This window comes from Klebsiella oxytoca (assembly GCF_009707385.1).
In the GTDB taxonomy this organism is placed as follows: domain Bacteria; phylum Pseudomonadota; class Gammaproteobacteria; order Enterobacterales; family Enterobacteriaceae; genus Klebsiella; species Klebsiella oxytoca_C.
The window spans coordinates 1-20,178 of sequence record NZ_CP046115.1 but is presented as its reverse complement, the minus strand read 5'-3'; the positions used below and the strand labels follow the sequence as shown (position 1 = coordinate 20,178).

The window sequence follows — 20,178 nt, the reverse complement described above, 5'->3', positions numbered from 1 at the left end:
TTTTCTGGCCCGAAACTGAAGAGTAACTTATGGCTGCAACCAAGCCGGCATTTAACCCTCCGGGGAAAAAGGGTGACATAATTTTCAGCGTGCTGGTGAAACTGGCGGCGCTGATTGTGCTATTGATGCTTGGCGGCATCATCGTCTCTCTCATCATCTCTTCCTGGCCAAGCATTGAGAAATTTGGCTTCTCCTTCCTGTGGACCAAAGAGTGGGATGCGCCGAATCAGATTTTCGGTGCCCTGGTGCCTATTTACGGAACGCTGGTCACATCATTTATCGCGCTGCTGATCGCCGTACCGGTAAGCTTCGGTATCGCACTGTTCCTGACCGAACTGTCGCCAGCCTGGCTTAAACGCCCGCTGGGTATTGCCATCGAGCTGCTGGCCGCGATCCCGAGTATCGTTTACGGCATGTGGGGCCTGTTTATTTTCGCCCCGCTGTTTGCGACTTACTTCCAGGAGCCGGTTGGCAACGTCCTGTCTACCATTCCGTTCGTTGGCGCGCTTTTTGCGGGCCCGGCATTTGGTATCGGTATTCTGGCTGCGGGCGTCATTCTGGCCATTATGATCATTCCTTATATCGCAGCCGTTATGCGTGACGTTTTCGAACAGACGCCGGTGATGATGAAAGAGTCGGCTTATGGTATCGGCTGTACGACGTGGGAAGTTATCTGGCGTATCGTTCTGCCCTTTACTAAAAACGGCGTTATTGGCGGCATCATGCTTGGATTAGGGCGCGCGCTAGGGGAAACCATGGCGGTAACCTTTATTATCGGCAACACTTACCAGCTTGATAGCGCTTCGTTATATATGCCCGGCAACAGTATTACTTCCGCGCTGGCTAATGAGTTTGCCGAAGCGGAAACCGGCCTGCACGTTGCTGCGTTGATGGAGCTGGGGCTGATTCTGTTCGTTATCACCTTTATTGTTCTGGCCGCATCGAAGTTAATGATTACGCGTCTGGCTAAGAACGAGGGGGCGCGCTAATGGCGACGATTGAATTGCAAACCTCCGCTGAGCTGGCGGAATCCCGCCGTAAGATGCAGGCGAAACGCCGCATGAAAAACCGCCTCGCCCTGACGCTGTCGATGGCAACGATGGCGTTTGGTTTGTTCTGGCTCATCTGGATCCTGATGTCTACCGTCACCCGCGGTATCGACGGTATGAGCCTGGCGCTGTTTACTGAAATGACGCCACCGCCAAACACGGCAGGCGGTGGTCTGGCTAACGCCCTCGCGGGCAGCGGTCTGTTAATACTATGGTCCACGGTTATTGGTACGCCGTTGGGCATTCTGGCAGGGATTTATCTGGCGGAGTACGGTCGTAAATCCTGGCTGGCCGAAATCATTCGTTTTATTAACGATATCCTGCTTTCCGCACCGTCGATTGTTGTTGGCCTGTTTGTCTACACCATCGTCGTTGCGCAGATGCAGCACTTTTCCGGCTGGGCGGGCGTGATTGCGCTGGCGCTGCTGCAGGTGCCTATCGTGATTCGTACTACCGAAAACATGCTGAAGCTGGTCCCGGACAGCCTGCGCGAGGCGGCCTATGCGCTCGGTACGCCTAAGTGGCGCATGATCTCCGCCATCACCCTGAAAGCATCGGTATCCGGCATTATGACCGGTATTCTGCTGGCCATCGCTCGTATCGCCGGGGAAACGGCGCCGCTGCTGTTTACCGCGCTCTCCAACCAGTTCTGGAGTACCGATATGATGCAGCCGATCGCTAACCTACCGGTGACGATTTTCAAATTTGCCATGAGTCCGTTTGCGGAGTGGCAGCAACTGGCATGGGCCGGGGTATTGATAATCACTCTGTGCGTATTGCTGCTGAACATTCTGGCGCGCGTTATTTTCGCGAAGAATAAACACGGTTAATTTTTGCGGCGCGGCGAAACGCGGCGTCGAATGAGGAAGAGAACGAGATGAGTATGGTGAATACGACCCCGGGTAAACTTTCAGTTCGTAACCTGAACTTCTACTACGGAAAATTCCATGCCCTGAAGAATATCAACCTGGATATCACCAAAAACCAGGTTACGGCGTTTATCGGTCCATCAGGCTGCGGTAAGTCTACGCTGCTGCGTACGTTCAACAAAATGTTTGAGCTGTACCCGGAGCAGCGTGCGGAAGGTGAAATTCTGCTGGATGGCGATAATATTCTGACTAACACCCAGGATATCGCGCTGCTGCGCGCGAAAGTTGGCATGGTTTTCCAGAAGCCGACGCCGTTCCCGATGTCTATCTATGACAACATCGCCTTTGGCGTGCGTCTGTTTGAGAAACTCTCCCGCGCGGATATGGACGAACGAGTCCAGTGGGCTTTGAGCAAAGCCGCATTGTGGAATGAAACCAAAGATAAACTGCACCAGAGCGGATATTCTCTCTCCGGTGGTCAGCAGCAGCGCCTGTGCATCGCTCGCGGTATCGCGATTCGTCCGGAAGTTCTGCTGCTTGATGAGCCCTGCTCGGCGCTGGACCCGATCTCTACCGGGCGTATTGAAGAGCTGATCACCGAGCTGAAACAGGATTACACCGTCGTTATCGTGACCCACAACATGCAGCAGGCTGCGCGTTGTTCCGACCATACGGCATTTATGTACCTTGGCGAGCTGATTGAATTCAGCAACACGGACGATCTGTTTACCAAGCCCGCTAAGAAGCAAACCGAAGACTACATTACTGGCCGTTACGGTTGATATGCCCTTCAGCTTTCAAGCGATAACCGCGTTGGCTGCCTTTGCTCACCCCGGTCACGTAGCAGACTACGCTTCCGGGGATTCGCGTAGTTGCCGCCTTGTTCTCGCTCGAAATCTTTTGGGTATCTGGAGAAATGATGGACAATTTAAATCTTAACAAACATATTTCCGGCCAGTTCAATGCCGAACTGGAATACATCCGCACTCAGGTGATGACGATGGGTGGGCTGGTGGAGCAGCAGCTTTCTGATGCGATCACCGCGATGCATAATCAGGATAGCGAACTGGCAAAGCGCGTTATCGATGGCGATAAACAGGTCAATATGATGGAAGTCGCGATCGATGAAGCCTGCGTGCGCATCATCGCCAAGCGTCAGCCGACCGCCAGCGACCTGCGTCTGGTGATGGCGATTATTAAAACCATCGCTGAGCTGGAGCGTATCGGTGACGTCGCGGATAAAATCTGCCGCACTGCTCTGGAGAAATTCTCGCAGCAGCATCAGCCGCTGCTGGTAAGCCTCGAGTCTCTGGGACGCCATACCGTACAGATGCTGCACGATGTGCTGGACGCCTTTGCCCGGATGGATCTTGATGAAGCCGTGCGTATCTATCGAGAAGACAAGAAAGTTGACCAGGAGTATGAAGGCATCGTACGCCAGCTGATGACCTATATGATGGAAGATTCTCGCACCATTCCAAGCGTGCTGACCGCGCTGTTCTGCGCCCGCTCTATTGAGCGTATCGGCGACCGTTGTCAGAATATCTGCGAATATATTTTCTACTTTGTTAAAGGGCAGGATTTCCGTCACGTTGGCGGCGATGAGCTGGATAAACTGCTGGCTGGTAAAGATCCTAAAGAGTAATAAATCACATAAACTAATTCTGATGAAATTATATATCAGAATTAGTTATGATTACTGATGCTGTCATTTTTTATTAGCAAAAATTGATGCGCTTTTCATCACAAATAACAATTTCGCCAATTGTCTTTTGATTTTGATAGCGTAACAATGCGGCTCATAAATCGGGTGACTTGTCGTTACAAGGCTCGAATAAAATACAGGATTGTTACTGCGTAAGCAGGCAAAACCTGACATCACCGTTAACCGGGTGATGTCAGGTTTTTTTTTGCCAAATAATCCACCAGCTGTTGATGAATGGGATTGTTACCGCCGGGCGGGCAAAACCTGAAGAAAATCGCCTCTGTTTTATGCAGGGAGTTTTCTTCAGGTTTTTTTATGCGATGCAAAAACGTCTGAAGATAAATCATGCCTTCGCGATGGTGGTTATTTTTCGCAATATTCAGTTGCACTCATGTTTATATAAAGGGAACTTATGTTTAAACGAAATCTGATTACATCTGCAGTAGTTATTATGGCGCCGTTCGCCTCTGCAACCCATGTTATGGCGGAATCGCTGACGGTCGAACAGCGTCTTGAGCTTCTGGAAAAGGCGCTCAAGGATACGCAGACCGAACTAAAAAAATATAAAGATGAAGAGAAAGCCAGAAATCAAATCTGGATCGCCAATACGCAGTCCGGCACAAATAAACAGCATGCGTCTGCGCAGGTTGTAAGCGCTCCCACACCGGTCGGCGGCACAGAAAAACCGGCGGCGGTTCTGGTCAAAAATGAACAGACTGCGGCTAACGGTGAGTCCATTTATAGCTCTATGACGATGAAAGACTTCAGTAAGTTTGTGAAGGATGAAATCGGCTTTAGCTATAACGGCTACTACCGTTCCGGCTGGGGAACCGCATCTCATGGTTCACCAAAGTCCTGGGCTATTGGCTCGCTAGGTCGCTTCGGTAATGAATATTCTGGCTGGTTTGATTTACAGCTTAAGCAGCGGGTCTATCAGGAAGGCAATAAGCGGGTTGATGCAATCGTGATGCTTGACGGTAACGTCGGACAGCAATATTCCACCGGTTGGTTCGGCGACAACGCTGGTGGTGAAAACTACATGCAGTTCTCTGATATGTATGTAAATACCAAAGGTTTCCTGCCGTTTGCGCCGGACGCTGATTTCTGGGTTGGGAAGCACGGTGCGCCGAAAATAGAAATTCAGATGCTGGACTGGAAAACGCAAAGAACGGATGCCGCAGCGGGCGTTGGCCTTGAAAACTGGAAAGTGGGGACTGGTAAATTTGATATCGCTTTAGTACGCGAAGATGTCGATGATTACGATCGCTCTCTGAAGAATAAACAGCAGATTAATACCAATACCATTGATATTCGTTATAAAGAAATACCGCTCTGGGATAACGCATCGTTAACGATGAGCGGCCGTTATGTCGCAGCAAATCAGAGCTCATCTGAAAAATATAATGAAGATAATAATGGATATTATGAATGGAAAGATACCTGGATGGCGGGCACCTCGTTAACGCAGAAGTTTGATAACGGCGGTTTTAACGAGTTTTCACTCCTGCTGGCCAATAACTCCATCGCCAGCAGCTTCTCTCGCTATGCGGGATCCAGCCCATATACCACCTTTAACGGCAGATACTATGGCGACCATACCTATGGTACCGCCGTTCGCCTGACTTCTCAGGGAGAAACCTATTTACTGGATGACCTCATAATGGCAAATGCCATCGTTTATTCCTTTGGCAACGATGTCTATAGCTACGAGACCGGTGCACATTCAGATTTCGAATCTATTCGCGCCGTCGTACGTCCGGCCTGGATTTGGGATAAATATAACCAGACCGGCGTCGAACTGGGCTATTTCAGGCAGCAGAACAAAGATATCGCCGGTCATAAATATAACGAATCCGGATACAAAACCACCTTGTTCCATACCTTTAAAGTTAATACCAGTATGCTGACCTCCCGCCCGGAAATTCGTTTCTATGCGACTTATATTAAAGCGGAGGATATCGACCTGGATAAGGCCGCTAACAGCAATACCAGCAGCATTTTTGAAGACGGTAAGAACGACCAGTTTGCCGTGGGCGCCCAGGCTGAAATCTGGTGGTAAGGCTGACCACGGTCAGGACAAAATTCAAAAGAGGAATAACGATGAAAAGACATGCTATTTACTTCGCTATGGCGCTGGCTGGCGCAGCATTTACCGCTCATGCCGCACCGCTCCCGGCCACGCCGAGCGCGGCAATTCCGGTCAGCCAGTATATTACCCAGGTCAACGGCGATAAAAGCATTACCTTCCGCCTGTTTGCCCCGGATGCAAAACGGGTATCCGTGGTGACGGGAGCAACGCCGGACACGTTTGTCTCCCACGATATGACCAAAGATGAACAGGGGATCTGGACATGGAAAAGCGAAGCTCTGGCTCCGAACCTCTACGAATATTATTTTGATATCGACGGATTCCGTTCAGTTGATACCGGTAGCCGCTATCAGAAGCCGCAGCGCCAGGTAAATACCAGCCTGATTCTGGTACGCGGCAGCATTCTTGACGATCGCGCGGTTGCTCATGGCGAGCTAAGAACGTTGACCTATCACTCAAAGGCGCTGAATTCTGAGCGTCGTGTATATGTATGGACGCCGCCTGGCTATACCGGCACAGGTGAGCCGCTGCCGGTGCTCTATTTCTATCACGGTTTTGGCGACAGCGGCCTGTCGGCTATCGATCAGGGACGGATCCCGCAAATCATGGATAACCTGCTGGCGGAAGGCAAAATCAAGCCAATGCTGGTCGTGGTACCGGATACTGAAACCGATATCCCAGAAGCGATTGCAGAAAACTTCCCGCCTCAGGAGCGGCGTAAAACTTTTTATCCGCTGAATGCGAAGGCGGCGGATAAAGAACTGATGAGCGATATTATTCCGCTGATTGATGAACGTTTTAATGTGCGTAAAGACGCGGATGGTCGGGCGCTTGCCGGGCTGTCGCAGGGGGGCTATCAGGCGCTGGTGTCCGGAATGAACCATCTGGAGAGCTTTGGCTGGCTGGGGACGTTTAGTGGCGTAACGACAACTACGGTACCGGATGCGGGCGTCGAGGCGCAGCTAAACAAGCCGCAGGAGATCAATAAGCAGCTGCGTAATTTCACCGTTGTCGTGGGTGAGAAAGATGTGGTTACCGGGAAAGATATTGCCGGGCTGAAGGCGGAGCTGGAGAAACAGAAAATTAAATTTGATTACCATGAATATCCAGGCCTGAACCATGAAATGGACGTCTGGCGCCCGGCCTACGCGGAGTTCGTGCAGAAGTTGTTTAAATAAAATTAAGGGGCCAGATCCCTGGCTCCTTACCTTCAATATATCCAGGGAGACAAGATGAAATTAATCGTAACGGAAGATTATGCCGAGATGAGCCTGGTCGCCAGCCACCATGTTTTAGGTTACATCACCGCTCCGCGGAGGATGAATCTGGCGGTGACGGCGGGTAGTACGCCAAAGAAAATGTATGAACATCTGACGGCTGCGATTAAAGGGAAACCGTTCTATTCTCAGGTCCATTATTACAACTTTGACGAAATCCCTTTTCGCGGACAGGATCGTGAAGGCGTGACTATTTCCAATCTGCGTAGCCTGTTTTTCACTCCTGCTCAGATTCAGGAAGAGAACATTCATAAGCTCAGCCATGAAAACTTTATGCAGCACGACCAGCGGTTAGAAGAAGAGGGTGGTCTCGATCTTATTGTGATGGGCCTCGGCGCTGATGGCCATTTTTGCGGCAACTTGCCGAACACCACCCGCTTCCACGATGCGACGGTGGAAGTTCCTGTCGTCGGGGATATGGTAGGGCTTGTCGCTCACGGCGAAATGGGCGGCGACTTCTCGGCGGTACCGGATAGCTACGTCACGATGGGGCCGAAAAGCGTCATGGCGGCGAAAAATCTGCTGCTCATCGTCAGCGGAGCGGCAAAAGCTCAGGCGCTAAAGCAAGTCATTGAAGGTGAAGTCAGCGAGCGGGTTCCTGCTTCGGTGCTAAAACTGCATCCTTCGCTTGTGATTATTGCCGATAAGGCAGCGGTTGCGGAATTAAGCTTGCCGTAGCTTTTTGGCGTAGCGCAGGCGGGTACTACCGGAATGCGCTACGCAAGTGATTTAGCGGGTAATATTCCAGCCGCGTGCTTTCCACAGTGCCGGTAGCTCTTCCAGATGAGTAAACGTTGTTACTTTCGGATGTACTATCGGCTTATTATGCGGATCGGCGCAGAAGTAGAACACCTCCATGCCTGCCGCGATTCCCGATTGCGCACCTGCGCTGGAATCATCGACCAGAATGCAGTTTTCAACGTTAACATGCATCGCTTTTGCAGCATGGTGCATCAGGGCCGGATCGGGTTTCCAGCGCTGGATATCGTAGCCGCTATAAAGGCGATCGGGGAAATGGTGCAGCATGCCTGTTTTACCGAGAGAGTGCTGCATTTTGCTTACCGGACCATTGGAGACTACGCACATCGGCACGTTGACCGCATCCAGCAGCGCCTGGGCGCCAGGGATGACTTCCAGCTCAGTATCAAACAGGCGCGCGACTTCATCGCGATAAACCGGCTCCAGGGTCGCTTTTTCCAGATTAACCCCGTACTCCGCGTTAATAGTATCGATAATTTCGTACAGCTTTACGCCTTTGAAGCGCTTAAAAATCTCTTCTAAATCCAGCGTAATGCCGAATTCCCTGAACATGTGAACGTAGGCGCGGGAGCAGATCACCTCGCTGTCGACCAGCGTGCCGTCACAGTCGAAAAATACTGCTTCTGGTTGGGTCATGTCGTTTCCATTTTAATAAGTTAACGTTTTCGTGATGCTGATTTGTGAGACGCAATCGTTGCCGTATAAGCAAAATCGATGAAAAAAAGTATCTCACAAACGCCCTTATTGTCGCATTTTGGTATAGGATAGCGACGAATTTTCCCTCCTTTGTTCGGAAACCGATAATGAGTCAACAACAAACCAGCCAGTCTTCTGGCCAGGGTCTGCTGGAGCGCGTGTTCAAACTTCGCGAACACGGCACGACGGCACGTACCGAAGCGATTGCAGGTTTCACCACCTTCCTGACGATGGTGTACATCGTTTTCGTTAACCCACAGATTCTCGGCGTGGCGGGCATGGATACCAGCGCCGTTTTTGTCACCACCTGCCTGATCGCTGCGTTTGGCAGCATCATGATGGGGCTGTTCGCTAACCTGCCCGTTGCGCTGGCGCCGGCTATGGGCCTGAACGCCTTCTTCGCGTTTGTCGTGGTACAGGCGATGGGGCTGCCGTGGCAGGTTGGTATGGGCGCGATTTTTTGGGGGGCTGTTGGCCTGCTGCTGCTGACAATTTTCCGCGTACGCTACTGGATGATCGCCAATATTCCGGTGAGCCTGCGCATCGGTATCACCAGCGGTATCGGCCTGTTTATCGGGATGATGGGCCTGAAGAACGCAGGTGTGATTGTCGCTAATCCGGAAACCCTGGTAAGCATCGGCAACCTGACCTCTCACAGCGTACTTCTGGGTATTCTGGGCTTCTTTATTATTGCGATACTGGCTTCCCGCAACATTCACGCGGCGGTTCTGGTCTCTATCGTGGTGACTACTCTGCTGGGCTGGATGCTGGGTGATGTTCACTACACCGGCATTGTTTCCGCGCCGCCGAGCGTGAGCACGGTCATTGGTCATGTTGACCTTGCGGGCTCGCTGAATCTGGGCCTGGCGGGGGTTATCTTCTCCTTTATGCTGGTGAACCTGTTCGACTCCTCCGGCACGCTGATCGGCGTAACCGACAAGGCCGGCCTGGCCGATGCGAAAGGTAAGTTCCCGCGTATGAAGCAGGCGCTGTTTGTTGATAGCGTCTCGTCCGTTGCAGGCTCTTTTATCGGAACCTCTTCCGTAACCGCTTATATTGAATCGTCCTCTGGGGTTTCCGTAGGCGGCCGTACCGGCTTAACCGCCGTTGTGGTTGGCCTTTTGTTCCTGCTGGTTATCTTCCTGTCGCCGCTGGCGGGGATGGTTCCGGCCTATGCCGCAGCCGGTGCGCTGATTTACGTCGGCGTTCTGATGACTTCAAGCCTCGCTCGCGTGAAGTGGGATGATTTAACCGAATCAGTTCCGGCGTTTATTACTGCCGTCATGATGCCGTTTAGCTTTTCCATCACTGAAGGTATCGCCCTGGGCTTTATCTCTTACTGCGTGATGAAGATTGGTACCGGCCGTCTGCGCGAACTCAGCCCGTGCGTGATTGTGGTTTCACTGCTGTTCGTGCTGAAGATTGTGTTTATTGACGCACATTAACAGGTAATCCGTCACACCCGCTCTGGCGAGTGTGACGGAGTCAGTTATGCTTTAACCCGCTGAATATACTCGGCAAACGCGCTAAGCTGGCCGGTCAAATGGTCAAGCGTACCCTGATCGACGACTTTCCCCTCCTGCGGATCCACCTTGTTCTGAATCACCCCGCCCATAAATTCGGGTTTATTCATTACCATCGCGTCAAGGAACACCAGAATCTGGCGCAGATGATACTGACAGCGCGCGCCGCCAATCGCCCCCATTGAACTGGTTTGAATCAATACCGGTTTGCCGGATAACGGCTGCTCCGGGAGACGAGATAGCCAGTCGATGGCGTTTTTCAGGCCGCCAGGAACTGAATAGTTATATTCTGGCGTAACGATAACCACGCCATCAGCTTCACGAATTTGCTGGGCGATATCCTGAACGCTTTGCGGGAATCCCTCTTCCTGCTGAACATCGGAGTCATACAGAGGAATATCGCCAATGGACGGTAACGCAGATATTTCCATTCCCGCAGGCGCAATACCGGGAAGGGTGCGTGCGACCATGGCATTAAAAGAGCCTTTGCGCAGACTTCCGAGTAACGTAACAACTTTCAACGTATCAGACATGATTGCTCCTTTGCATCATGATGGCCGGGAAAACCGGTCAGTTGAGGGAAAAGGCTTTTTCTACCGGTAGACTGGTAAAGCGCATCAGCCGCGCGGACGGCTCTTTTGCGCGAGCCTGTGCGTCGGGCAGGCTGAGCCAGCCTTCTTTACCACTATATTCCCAGACTTTCAGCTGGCCGATATCCGGGCTGGCGGCGATAGACCACACCAGTACCGTTTCGGCATCGCAGATGGCTTCGATTGGCTGCGGGCTGTCTGTCCGTAGCCGCCCGGAGCCTGGAAGAAGCTGTAAGTTAACGTCGGCTTGACCGGTCAGTTTCAGCACGCTTTTGCGTAGTGCATCCAGCTGGGCGCGAGCTTCGACAGGGTCGTGCTGATTGTTAATCCACAGACGCTCATTGCGGTTAAACGCGCTGCGTTCCCTGCTGTGGGATGAGTGTAAACCCCGGGAAGCGTGCTGCAATTCCATATCCAGTCCGCAATCGCCTTCCGTGGTTAACGCGACGCCGACGATATTTCCGGTATAAGAGATGGAGAAACGCGGGAGATTTTCATCACGAAAAGCGGGCTTTCCATTCTCTTCGTCAATTATTTCAGGAAGTTCGCTGATGCCGTAAAGCATAAAGAGGAGTTCTGCGAGTAGTGACCGTGATGCGCGATAGCGGCTTTGTCGGTACTCAGGCAGGCGCCTTGCGGATTGATGACATGCCGCTGACAGGCGTGTTGATAGCGGCTCTCGGGTATTGAGTATCCCTCTTGCAAAATGCGTTGCCATTCTTCGCTCCGTGATTAATGGTCAATAATAAAAATTGCGAATTATATTATGGCTCAGAATTGTCAGGTTTTAATGCGGAAATCACCCCTTGAAAAGGGAAAACGCATGAATTTTACAATTCATTGCGTAAGGAGGGCCAACCTGAGGTTAAAGCGGCTCAATATAGAGCTGTCTGAGCGTTTCCCGGAGCCAGACGATCTTTGGATTGTAGCTGTTGCGCTTATGCCACAGGAGGGTGAAAGGAACGCGTATTTTCTCCAGCTGCGATGGTTCCAGCGGGAGGGGCAGTGAGACCAGCGGCAGATGATGCTGTTGATTATAACGAGCGCAATAGCGAGGAGCAGTAGCCAGCATCGTATGATCAGGCTGGGCCGCCATAAACAGCGACTGTTCGAAACCCGGAACGGTCAGCGCCACGGTGCGTTTATGCCCCAGATCGTGCAGAACATCATCCAGCGCCCAGGTGTCGCTTTGTTCCCAGCAGATATTGATATGCGGATAACGTAAGAAAGTGTCCAGATTCCACTCATCGTTAAGCGCTGGGTGATCGGCGCGCAGCCATACTTGCGGTAGGTCGGTAAAAAGGACTTCAAAATCGATATACCATGGCAGCTGGCTGAGCTGCTCCCGGGAACGAGGATGGGTTTCCCGGCCGCAAAATCCGATGTCGACTTCACCGCGAATAATTGCATCCAGCGAATCGTAATCCCAGTTTCGCAGACGGATCAGCGCCTGCGGGTAACGTTGATAGATCTGCTGCGAAAGCATATTTAGCAGGATCATCAGCAGCGGTGACTCCGCCGCCAGTTCAAACTTCAGCCCGCTAGGCATGGTATGGTGAGGCTTGTCGAGGATCTGATTACCCATCTGCATCCAGTCGGCCAGATCCTGCTCAATACTGCTCATCAGAGGCGTGGGAGACAACCCTAAAGGCGTTTTCACAAACAGCGGATCGTCAAACCAGGCGCGCAGTTTAGCCAGCGATTTGCTTACCGCTGACGGTGAAACGTTCATCCGTTTCGCCGTACGGGTCACGCTGAGCTCCTGGGTTAAGAGCTGCAGACACAACAGTAAGTTAAGATCGAGACTCGACAGGGGTTTCTTCATAGCGTTGTGCTTTCCGCGCCGGAGAGGCGACCATAATCAGTACAATACTCACTATGCTACAGGCAATAAGTATCCCGATCAGCATATTCAGCGCGCTGAGTCCGACGATAGCGGCCAGCCAAATCCACAGGGAAGAACCGCAGACCTGAGCAATCCCCAAAACTGAACTCGCGACGCCCGCGCGCAGGGTAAATGGCCCCAGAGCCTGACTCATCGCCACGCCAAATCCGGCGGAGAAGCCGGCGCAAATCAGCCCCAGTCCCAGCATCGTCATCGTCTGGCTGGTGGAGAGACTAAGCAGCACGCCCGCGATAAAAAACAGCGTCTGCGAGGTTAGCATCATCGTACGGGGTTTAAACATGGTCAGAGCAAACGGCGTCGAGAATGACACCACCATACTGACCAGCGCCATCATCGCCATGATCATGGAATAGGTACCGCGATCGAATCCCATCACCTCCATCATCAGTACCGGAGAGACGTTAACGTATGTCAGGATGGTCGTTACGCTCAGGGTTGTAATGACAATGCGGCTAAGGAAAAAGCGATTAAGCAGCGACTCGCAGGCGATATCTTGCCGTGCTGCCGCGCCAGGAGCGGATATTGGGCGAGTTTCTCTTAAAACAAATATGGAAAGCAGAGTCACCAGTACGCCCATTCCGGCCATGGTATAGAACAGGCTCTGCCAGGGAAATTTCAGCATAATCAGGTGGCCTAATACTGGTGCCAGTACCGGAATAATGCAGGTAATGCCGTTCAGAAGGGAGAGAACCTTCGCGCGGCGGCGATCGTCCAGAGTATCGCGCAGCACGGCAAAGGCGACAACGTAGCAGCTGCCCGCGCCAATCCCCTGAATAAAACGCCCGACCAGGAAGTGGGTACTGACCTGCGCCTGTGAGCAGAGAAGCGAGGCGAGAATAAAGACAATGGCACCGAAAATAGCAACGGGCTTACGGCCTGATTTATCGGCTATACGACCAGCAAACAGCATCGCCGCAGCCATCCCGGCCAGATAAACCGAAAAAGCGATATGCAGCTGAGCTTCGCTGGCACCCAGATCCTGCGCAATGCGCGGTAGACCGACCAGATACATATCGATGCCGGATGGATAAAGCAGAACCAGCGCAAAACTGCAGATAAGAAAGCGTGCCATAGAAACCCTCACAGATGAATGCTGTACAGGATAGTGGGGTTAGTACGGTCGTACGAGTTGCCATTTGGACAACAATGATTTCCTGGGAGGAAAAACGGTCAGGAACTGGGTGGAGATAATTTAATCGATTGAGTTTATAACGTTTCTTACGCTTTCAATAAAGCTATCGCGTAATTGATGGTTTATCCCTGGATTCCACGCGAGACCAATATCCCAGCCAGCCTGATGACCTTCCAGCTTATGCAGGCTTACTCCTGCAGGCAGAAAATTACGAACGCTTTCTGGCAGCAGCGCCACGCTGTTTCCGCCAGCGATTAAGGCCAATAAGGCATGAATGTCATCCGTCACCGATGTCGGTTCAGCTGTGATGCCATTATACAGAAGATATTGCTTTGTCTGTTCTGCGAGACAGGGGCTAAGCGCAGAGTTAATTTGCAGGATAGTGTTCGACATTAAGATATCCCGCTCGCTTTTTTGCTGCCTGAACATGTCTGATGGTATTGCCAGAATAAGCTTTTCATTTTTAATGAATATTGAACTAAGCGGCTCTATCACTGGCAGTCGAATAAATCCAATATGTAGCTCACCATCCGTTTATAATTTACATTGAATACTTGAGGGGATATGGTTTACGGATATTTCTATATTCGGATACCTTGACTGAAAAGTATTAATCCAGCCTGGGACGGTATTAAAAGATGAGATCCCAAATCCAATTAGTAAACTATTGGTCGTCTTTTTCTGTATTTCTCGGGTATAGTTCAGAAAGCTATGGTGTTGTTTCACCAGTTCATCGGCTTTTGAGTACAGCTGCTGCCCAAGCTCGGTGAGTACCGCGCCGTGGCGTCCGCGTTGGAAAAGAGCGCCGCCAATCAGCAGTTCCAGAGCCTGGATTTGTTTGGATAGCGCCGGCTGCGTGATATGCAGAGCCAGAGCGGCCTTGTGATAGCTACCTTGTTCGGCGACGGTAACAAAAGCGCGTAAGAGTCGTATATCCATTCCTGACGTTTATTGAACGCTGAAAAAAGGGAATTATACACGTAATCGCCATCGCAGGCATACTGCTTAATAAATATTTATCAATGCCTGTAAGTAAGGATGACATTTATGTATCAAAATAAATCGACAAAGCTCGCTGTTCTCTTTGATATGGATGGTGTATTAATTGACTCTAATGCGGTTATTGAGCGCGCATGGTGTGAAGCGGCAAATATGTACGGCCGCATAATTAGCGAAGAGGATATTATTAAGCATATTCACGGTCAGCCAGGACCGCATACTATTAAGGCCCTGTTTCATGATCTTCCTGTTATCGATCGGCAGAAAGTTCAGGCTCATATTATTCATGTTGAAAACACCGCCAGCTATAACGCTATTCCTGGCGTAGCGACGCTCATCACTTCTCTTAAAGATGCAGGAATCACCGTCGGTATCGTCACCAGCGGCTGGCGTGAGAAAATCGACCGGGTGATAGAGATGTTGCAGGTGCAATCCTGCATTTCAGTTATCGTCGAGCGCGATGATGTTTCCAGAGGGAAGCCCTATCCCGATCCTTATCTGTTAGCGGCAGAGCGCCTCGGGATCCCGGCGAGTCAGACGGTTGTTTTTGAGGATTCCCGAAGTGGGGTGACTTCCGCCGTTGCCGCCGGAGCTTATTGTGTAGGGATAGGCGGCAATGATTTACTGACTTGCGGCGCGATGCTTGCTATCCCTGATTTTCTTGGGGTCCGCATTATGGATGAAGGCGATACTGGCCCGGCGCTTTTATTCACATCTGAACATTCTGTCCAGATGGCGCGGTTATCGCCAACGTAAATCGTCTGCAGGCGTTATTTGTGCAGCCAAAGCTCCTTGAATGAGGAAACAACCCGAGGCTCACCCAGCGTTTCAATCATATCCGGCGGCAGGTGCTGCCGGGTTTGCGGTCGCCCAATGACCAGCGCATCTTCCGCATCAGCCCAGTACAAAGCCGTATTGGTGATCGTCAAAATATCCACCACGCTCTGCCAGAAAGCATCTGTTCCTGGATTATGTACAAAGCTAAGATTGCTGATTAAAGGGGGAGTATCATCGGTCGCCCATATAGAAAAGTCATAATCGGGTTGCCGGGAATATTTAAGTTTAAATGAAACGAGTATTTCTCCGGCTTTTTGACTGCGAGTAATCTCTTTACCGGTGAGAGCATCGCCAAACGCCTCCTCGACAATAGAAAGTGGGAAAAAGCCTTGTTTGCCATTATCGAATGCCTGAAGCCAGTAATCCATACTCATGATATTTCTTCTTTTATTTGTAAATTCAATAGACTACGCGACCTGAGCTGGTATGAGCCATAACGAGCAAGCAATTTCGCTATGCTTTGGCTTTTGGACCTGACGCTGGAAAAACCAAATTTTGCATACAGTTCGGGAACGTCAGCCACCAGCGAAACGTATGCTCCTTTTAGCGCGTTTTCATCCATCCTGGTGCTGACGACCCTGACTTTTCTATTGATGATCCGGGTCAACGGCGACATCGACGATTTCAACGTTCAGCGCGCCGTTGCCAACAATACGCCCCCTACCAAAAAATAAAACCCGCCTTTAACAGAGCATTAAAGCGGGTTAGTCAATGCTCACAAACTAAGGTTACTTACCAATACAGAAACTGGAGAAAATGCGTCCCAGCAGGTCGTCAGAGGTAAATTCACCGGTAATTTCGCTCAGGTTTTGCTGGGCAAGGCGCAGCTCTTCCGCCAGCAGCTCGCCGGCCCAGGCGCCCAGAAGCTGCGCTTTACCCTGCTGCAAGTGCTCTGCGGCGTCGGACAGCGCCTGCAGATGGCGGCGACGCGCCAGGAAACCGCCTTCCATATTGGTTTCAAAGCCCATGCTCTGCTTGAGATGGTTACGCAGTACGTCAACACCCTCGCCGGTGCGCGCCGAGAGGCGAACAAGTGAGTGGTCATTTACTTCGCTCAGCCCCAGCGTCTCGCCGGTGATATCCGCTTTGTTGCGCACCACGGTAATCGGCAGGTTTTTCGGTAGGCGGGCGATAAAATCCGGCCAGATATCCGCCGGGTCAGTAGCGTCAGTAGTGGTACCGTCGACCATAAACAGCACGCGGTCGGCTTGTTCAATCTCTTGCCAGGCGCGCTCAATACCGATGCGTTCAACCTCATCGTTCGCATCGCGCAGCCCTGCGGTATCGATGATGTGCAGCGGCATACCATCGATATGAATATGTTCGCGCAGCACGTCACGGGTGGTACCGGCGATATCCGTAACAATAGCCGCTTCACGACCGGCCAGCGCGTTCAGCAGGCTCGATTTCCCGGCGTTCGGCCGCCCGGCTATCACCACCTTCATCCCTTCGCGCAGCAGACTACCCTGGCGAGCCTCGGCGCGAACGGCGTCAAGATCGGCGATAACGTCGTTCAGCTGGGCTTCAATTTTACCGTCGGAGAGAAAATCGATTTCTTCATCCGGGAAATCAATCGCCGCTTCCACGTAGATGCGCAGGTGAGTAAGTGCTTCCACAAGATGGTTAACGCGTACGGAGAAGGCGCCTTGTAAGGAGTTCAACGCCGAACGGGCCGCCTGCTCTGAACTGGCGTCGATAAGGTCGGCGATGGCCTCTGCCTGCGCCAGATCGAGCTTGTCGTTGAGGAACGCGCGTTCGGAAAACTCACCCGGGTTAGCGATGCGCACGCCGGGCAGCGTCAGAATACGTTTGAGCAGCAGATCCAGAATAACCGGGCCGCCGTGGCCCTGAAGCTCCAGCACGTCTTCACCAGTAAAGGAGTTCGGGCCGGGGAACCACAGGGCAATACCCTGATCCAGCGCGCTGCCGTCGCTGTCTTTAAACGGCAGATAGTCGGCATAGCGCGGCTTCGGTAGCTTGCCGAGTACCGCCTGCGCAACGTCGCGCGCCTTCAGGCCAGAGATGCGCAGGATGCCCACACCACCGCGTCCCGGTGGGGTTGCCTGGGCGACGATAGTGTCGTTATGGCTCATGGTGACTCTCTATGTAGATGTAAAAAAGGCGGTCTATTGACCGCCTTCTCTGGCATTAACTTTACCGTAGATTCTCGAAATAGTTCAAGTTACAGGAAGGCGGCAAGTTAGAGAGGCCCCGGGAGCTTACTGAAGTAAGTGACCGGGACGAACTAACGAAGCCAACGCATCTGCGGCTTGAAGAATGAAGAGAATCAGGATTTTTTCTTCTCGCGGCTATGCAGGCCACGCTTCTCCAGACCACGGTAAATCAGCTGCTGCTGAATAATGGTGACCAGGTTGCTGACGATGTAGTACACCACCAGACCAGACGGGAACCACAGGAAGAACACCGTGAAGATGACCGGCATAAAGGTCATGATCTTCTGCTGCATCGGGTCGGTCACGGTAGTCGGAGACATCTTCTGAATGAAGAACATCGTCGCGCCCATGATGATCGGCAGGATGTAGTACGGGTCTTGTGCGGACAGGTCGTGGATCCACAGGATAAACGGCGCATGACGCAGTTCAACCGAGGCGCTCAGCATGTAGTACAGCGCAAGGAAGATTGGCATCTGGATAATCAGCGGGAAGCAGCCACCCAGCGGGTTAACCTTCTCAGCTTTATACAGGGCCATCATTTCCTGGCTTTGACGCTGTTTGTCATCGCCCAGACGCTCGCGCATTGCCTGAATTTTCGGCTGCAGCATACGCATCTTCGCCATGGAGGTGTACTGCGCTTTGGTCAGCGGGTACATGATACCACGAACGATAAAGGTGATAACGATGATGGAGAAGCCCCAGTTGCCCAGGAAGCTATGGATCCATTTCAGCAGTTTGAACAGCGGCTGGGAAATAAACCACAGCCAACCATAGTCAACGGTCAGGTCAAGATGTGGCGCAACGGCGGCCATTTTGTCCTGAATTGCCGGACCAACCCACAGCACGCTTTCCAGCTTATCGGTTTGACCCGGCTGTACCAGAACCGGCTGAGATTTGTAGCCAATAGCCACAATACCGTTGCCGAGGTTGGCGGTGTAGAAGTTGTTAGTACCGTTATTGTGCGGAACCCATGCGGTAGTAAAGTACTGCTGCAGCATGGCAACCCAGCCGTTTTTGGTGCTGACGTTCAGGTTTTCGTTATCGACGATAGTATCGAATTTATATTTTTCGTACTTCGTTTCAGACGATGAGTACGCTGCGCCACGGAAGGTATGCATCGTTGTCAGACCGCCGGTCTGAGTATCACGATGGCTCGGCAGATTAGCCGTTTGCTTCAGCTGACCGAAGGTCGAGATTTCCAGCGGCTTTTCACTGGCGTTTTGCACGCTATAGCCAACGTTCACCGCATACTCACCGCGCTTCAGGGTGAAAGTTTTGGTGAATACGTTGCCTGCTTTATCGGTGTACGTCAGCGGAATGACGATTTCGTTCTGGCCTTCAGCCAGCACAAACGCATCTTTATCAGCGTTATACAACGGACGCGGTCCGTTAGCCGGGTTGTCCGGGCCATCACGACCGGTTAAACCGCTCTGCGCCTGATAGGTGAACTGCGGCGTGGTTTCCAGTAACTGGAACGGCTCAGTTGACTTCAGCTCTTTCGGATAATCCAGAAGCAGCGCCTGTTCAACATCACCACCGCGGGTGTTGATGGTCAGGTCAAGCACATCGGTTTTTACCGTAATCAATTTCCCCTGGCCACTGGCCGGTACGCCCTGGTCGGCGGCGCTACCCGTTGCTGTGGTCGTTGTCTGCGTGGTCTGCTGCTGAGGCTGAGGATTGTTATCCTGCTCCCAGGCTTGCCAGATCATGAAAGACACGAACAACAAAGCGATGATAAGAAGATTGCGTTGCGAATCCATCGTTAGTGTTCTCTGGTATCAAATGGTCCAGGCGGGACGGGATCGTCACCACCAGGGTGTAAAGGGTGGCATTTTAATACGCGTTTCACCGTCAACCAACTGCCTTTTATCAATCCAAACCTGCGCAATGCCTCAATTCCGTAGCTTGAGCATGTTGGTGTGAAACGACAGTGCGGCCCGAGTAGCGGACTAATCAGGCGTTGATAAACCCGAATCAGGCCTATCAGGACCCGCGAGCCAGGCGACAGTGGCGGCGCCATAATTTTTCCAACGCTTCCGAGAGAGCACGGTTATCGAGGTCGGCAACCCCTTTCTTCGCCACCACCACGAAATCCATTGGCGGGAGTTCATGCTGACGTAAACGGAAGCTTTCGCGCGTCAGACGTTTAATCCGATTGCGTTCATGCGCACGCTTAACGTTTTTCTTGGCGACGGTAAGACCGATGCGGGGATGCCCCAGCGAATTTTGGCGGCCGAGGATGGTGATTTGCGGCGTGCCAGCCCGTAATGGCTGCTGGAAGACGAAAGTGAAATGACTGGGAGTTAACAAACGTAACTCCCTGGGAAATGCGAGCTTAACCACTCAGGGTTAGCTTTATTACTTGGAAACGGTCAGACGAGCGCGGCTTTTAGCACGACGACGTGCCAGAACCTGACGACCATTTTTAGTAGCCATACGAGCACGGAAGCCGTGAGAACGGTTGCGCTTCAGTACAGACGGTTGAAAAGTGCGTTTCATGGCGATTTCTACCTAAACTTGAATAATTTCACTGACTTTCGCGTAAATCCGAACGAATTTCGAACGGCCTACGC

At 51.9% G+C, this 20,178-nt stretch carries 22 protein-coding genes and 2 pseudogenes; 9 read left to right on the top strand and 15 right to left on the bottom strand.

The genetic code is table 11. The features are described from left to right. The first annotated feature begins 29 nt into the window (after nucleotides 1-29). From pstC to phoU, 4 genes are all read left to right on the top strand, one after another. Nucleotides 30-989 (top strand): phosphate ABC transporter permease PstC, encoded by a 960-nt coding sequence (gene pstC, locus GJ746_RS00115; protein WP_154678413.1) that lies wholly within the window; start codon nucleotides 30-32, stop codon nucleotides 987-989. Further along, nucleotides 989-1,879, top strand: a complete 891-nt coding sequence (gene pstA, locus GJ746_RS00110; RefSeq protein WP_154678412.1) for a phosphate ABC transporter permease PstA — start codon at nucleotides 989-991, stop codon at nucleotides 1,877-1,879. Before pstC ends, pstA begins: the two co-directional genes overlap by 1 nt. A gap of 47 nt (nucleotides 1,880-1,926) precedes the next feature. Continuing rightward, nucleotides 1,927-2,700: a phosphate ABC transporter ATP-binding protein PstB gene (gene pstB, locus GJ746_RS00105; RefSeq protein WP_154678411.1), complete on the top strand. Its 774-nt coding sequence runs from the start codon at nucleotides 1,927-1,929 to the stop codon at nucleotides 2,698-2,700. Between the two features lie 137 nt (nucleotides 2,701-2,837). Then, on the top strand, nucleotides 2,838-3,563 hold the full coding sequence (phoU, locus tag GJ746_RS00100) for a phosphate signaling complex protein PhoU (protein ID WP_004107251.1): 726 nt from the start codon (nucleotides 2,838-2,840) through the stop codon (nucleotides 3,561-3,563). A 239-nt stretch (nucleotides 3,564-3,802) separates the two neighbouring features. Here phoU and GJ746_RS00095 read toward each other — a convergent pair whose 3' ends face one another. Next, nucleotides 3,803-4,012, bottom strand: a complete 210-nt coding sequence (locus tag GJ746_RS00095) for a hypothetical protein (protein WP_154678410.1) — start codon at nucleotides 4,010-4,012, stop codon at nucleotides 3,803-3,805. A 23-nt stretch (nucleotides 4,013-4,035) separates the two neighbouring features. Between GJ746_RS00095 and GJ746_RS00090 the strand changes: the two genes are divergently transcribed. From GJ746_RS00090 to GJ746_RS00080, 3 genes are read left to right on the top strand one after another with little or no spacing between them, the layout of a single operon-like run. Continuing rightward, a complete protein-coding gene (locus tag GJ746_RS00090; protein ID WP_154678409.1) occupies nucleotides 4,036-5,682 on the top strand; it encodes a carbohydrate porin in 1,647 nt (548 codons plus the stop codon). A gap of 41 nt (nucleotides 5,683-5,723) precedes the next feature. Next, nucleotides 5,724-6,890, top strand: coding sequence for an esterase (locus GJ746_RS00085; protein WP_154678408.1), 1,167 nt, complete (start codon nucleotides 5,724-5,726; stop codon nucleotides 6,888-6,890). Between the two features lie 54 nt (nucleotides 6,891-6,944). Continuing rightward, nucleotides 6,945-7,667, top strand: a complete 723-nt coding sequence (locus GJ746_RS00080) for a glucosamine-6-phosphate deaminase (RefSeq protein WP_154678407.1) — start codon at nucleotides 6,945-6,947, stop codon at nucleotides 7,665-7,667. Between the two features lie 51 nt (nucleotides 7,668-7,718). Here GJ746_RS00080 and yieH read toward each other — a convergent pair whose 3' ends face one another. Further along, nucleotides 7,719-8,384: a 6-phosphogluconate phosphatase gene (gene yieH, locus GJ746_RS00075; RefSeq protein ID WP_154678406.1), complete on the bottom strand. Its 666-nt coding sequence runs from the start codon at nucleotides 8,382-8,384 to the stop codon at nucleotides 7,719-7,721. Between the two features lie 167 nt (nucleotides 8,385-8,551). On the opposite strand from yieH, the gene adeP reads away from it, so the two are divergent. After that, entirely contained in the window at nucleotides 8,552-9,889 is a 1,338-nt protein-coding gene (gene adeP / locus GJ746_RS00070) for an adenine permease AdeP (protein ID WP_154678405.1), read from the top strand. A 44-nt stretch (nucleotides 9,890-9,933) separates the two neighbouring features. On the opposite strand, the gene GJ746_RS00065 is transcribed toward adeP, so the two are convergent. The 6 genes and pseudogenes from GJ746_RS00065 to GJ746_RS25285 all read right to left on the bottom strand — a co-directional run bounded on the left by GJ746_RS00065 (nucleotide 9,934) and on the right by GJ746_RS25285 (nucleotide 14,534). Then, nucleotides 9,934-10,500 (bottom strand): NADPH-dependent FMN reductase, encoded by a 567-nt coding sequence (locus tag GJ746_RS00065; RefSeq protein WP_154678404.1) that lies wholly within the window; start codon nucleotides 10,498-10,500, stop codon nucleotides 9,934-9,936. A gap of 37 nt (nucleotides 10,501-10,537) precedes the next feature. Further along, entirely contained in the window at nucleotides 10,538-11,122 is a 585-nt protein-coding gene (locus GJ746_RS00060) for a 4'-phosphopantetheinyl transferase family protein (protein WP_413773424.1), read from the bottom strand. Nucleotides 11,123-11,422: 300 nt separating this feature from the next. Next, nucleotides 11,423-12,382 carry an HTH-type transcriptional regulator YidZ gene (gene yidZ / locus GJ746_RS00055; RefSeq protein ID WP_154678402.1) on the bottom strand — a complete coding sequence of 320 codons (960 nt, stop codon included), beginning with the start codon at nucleotides 12,380-12,382 and terminating at the stop codon, nucleotides 11,423-11,425. Next, nucleotides 12,351-13,535, bottom strand: a complete 1,185-nt coding sequence (locus GJ746_RS00050) for an MFS transporter (RefSeq protein ID WP_154678401.1) — start codon at nucleotides 13,533-13,535, stop codon at nucleotides 12,351-12,353. The genes yidZ and GJ746_RS00050 overlap by 32 nt, the downstream gene beginning before the upstream one ends. Nucleotides 13,536-13,655: 120 nt before the next feature. Beyond that, a pseudogene (locus GJ746_RS25290) lies at nucleotides 13,656-14,114 on the bottom strand (LysR substrate-binding domain-containing protein); the annotation flags it as partial. Nucleotides 14,115-14,129: 15 nt separating this feature from the next. Beyond that, a complete protein-coding gene (locus GJ746_RS25285) occupies nucleotides 14,130-14,534 on the bottom strand; it encodes a LysR family transcriptional regulator (RefSeq protein WP_227852728.1) in 405 nt (134 codons plus the stop codon). Between the two features lie 108 nt (nucleotides 14,535-14,642). Here GJ746_RS25285 and GJ746_RS00040 point away from each other — a divergent pair, with 108 nt between their 5' ends. Further along, the gene (locus GJ746_RS00040; RefSeq protein ID WP_154678400.1) at nucleotides 14,643-15,350 is read left to right on the top strand and encodes an HAD family hydrolase; all 708 of its coding nucleotides are present in this window, start codon (nucleotides 14,643-14,645) and stop codon (nucleotides 15,348-15,350) included. A 14-nt stretch (nucleotides 15,351-15,364) separates the two neighbouring features. Here the strand turns inward: GJ746_RS00040 and GJ746_RS00035 are convergent, their stop codons facing one another. The 7 genes and pseudogenes from GJ746_RS00035 to rpmH form a co-directional block, all read right to left on the bottom strand. Further along, nucleotides 15,365-15,805, bottom strand: a complete 441-nt coding sequence (locus GJ746_RS00035; RefSeq protein ID WP_154678399.1) for a hypothetical protein — start codon at nucleotides 15,803-15,805, stop codon at nucleotides 15,365-15,367. Beyond that, nucleotides 15,802-16,090, bottom strand: a pseudogene (locus tag GJ746_RS25280) (hypothetical protein); the annotation flags it as partial. The gene GJ746_RS00035 and the pseudogene GJ746_RS25280, both read right to left, overlap by 4 nt. A gap of 69 nt (nucleotides 16,091-16,159) precedes the next feature. After that, complete coding sequence (mnmE, locus tag GJ746_RS00025) at nucleotides 16,160-17,524, bottom strand: tRNA uridine-5-carboxymethylaminomethyl(34) synthesis GTPase MnmE (RefSeq protein WP_154678397.1); 1,365 nt, start codon at nucleotides 17,522-17,524, stop codon at nucleotides 16,160-16,162. A gap of 194 nt (nucleotides 17,525-17,718) precedes the next feature. Then, nucleotides 17,719-19,365 (bottom strand): membrane protein insertase YidC, encoded by a 1,647-nt coding sequence (gene yidC, locus GJ746_RS00020; RefSeq protein ID WP_154678396.1) that lies wholly within the window; start codon nucleotides 19,363-19,365, stop codon nucleotides 17,719-17,721. A 2-nt stretch (nucleotides 19,366-19,367) separates the two neighbouring features. After that, a complete protein-coding gene (gene yidD / locus GJ746_RS00015; protein ID WP_154678395.1) occupies nucleotides 19,368-19,625 on the bottom strand; it encodes a membrane protein insertion efficiency factor YidD in 258 nt (85 codons plus the stop codon). Continuing rightward, a complete protein-coding gene (gene rnpA, locus GJ746_RS00010) occupies nucleotides 19,589-19,948 on the bottom strand; it encodes a ribonuclease P protein component (protein ID WP_004871829.1) in 360 nt (119 codons plus the stop codon). The genes yidD and rnpA overlap by 37 nt, the downstream gene beginning before the upstream one ends. Nucleotides 19,949-19,963: 15 nt before the next feature. Further along, on the bottom strand, nucleotides 19,964-20,104 hold the full coding sequence (gene rpmH, locus GJ746_RS00005; RefSeq protein ID WP_004871828.1) for a 50S ribosomal protein L34: 141 nt from the start codon (nucleotides 20,102-20,104) through the stop codon (nucleotides 19,964-19,966). Nucleotides 20,105-20,178: the final 74 nt, after the last annotated feature.